This window comes from Vibrio sp. VP6, assembly GCF_028823755.1.
Lineage (GTDB): Bacteria > Pseudomonadota > Gammaproteobacteria > Enterobacterales > Vibrionaceae > Vibrio > Vibrio parahaemolyticus.
In genome coordinates this window covers 1-518 of record NZ_JAPEID010000206.1, presented here as the reverse complement: position 1 = coordinate 518, position 518 = coordinate 1, and the positions used below count along the sequence as shown (strand labels likewise).

Sequence of the window (518 nt, the reverse complement as noted above, 5' to 3'; positions counted from 1 at the left end):
GAGTGGTGCCGATGTCGTCAACCGCGCGCAGCAATGCTTCGTTGACTTGCACTTCGTCACTATCAAATTTAAAGAGGGTTTCTGCATCTATCGATACCACCACCTCTTTCAATTCGGGTTCCGGCGGCAGGGTTGATTTTGCGATAGGTGGAAGTGGCACAGGCTCATCAACACCAAAGAGATAGCGCCCGCCCACCGTGAATTCATACAAGTCACTTTCCACATCAGGAATATCGTCAATCCAACGATACCCCACATCCAAAAGCCAATTTTGGGACAGTCGATAGTTCACCCCAGTGCCCGCACTTGGTGTCCAATTGTCGTCATTCAAAGACATGCCGAGTTTGAAGTACAACCCAGCGTTGTCTGAAAGTGCGTAGCGGGTGAGTAAGTAATTAGACCAAGCGTCTACCGTCTTATCCCCGTTAGCGGTTGGCATTTGCCCTAAATAGCTGTAATCGGTTTCAAGAGCCAAGTAAGGAGTAATGTTCACACCAAGAACCAGTCCCCCAGTGGCA

General features: G+C 49.4%; 1 protein-coding gene. It reads right to left on the bottom strand.

What is annotated here, in order from left to right:
- Positions 1–518: outer membrane beta-barrel protein (locus OU793_RS24900; protein ID WP_274647947.1), on the bottom strand; the 518-nt coding region annotated here is incomplete at both ends.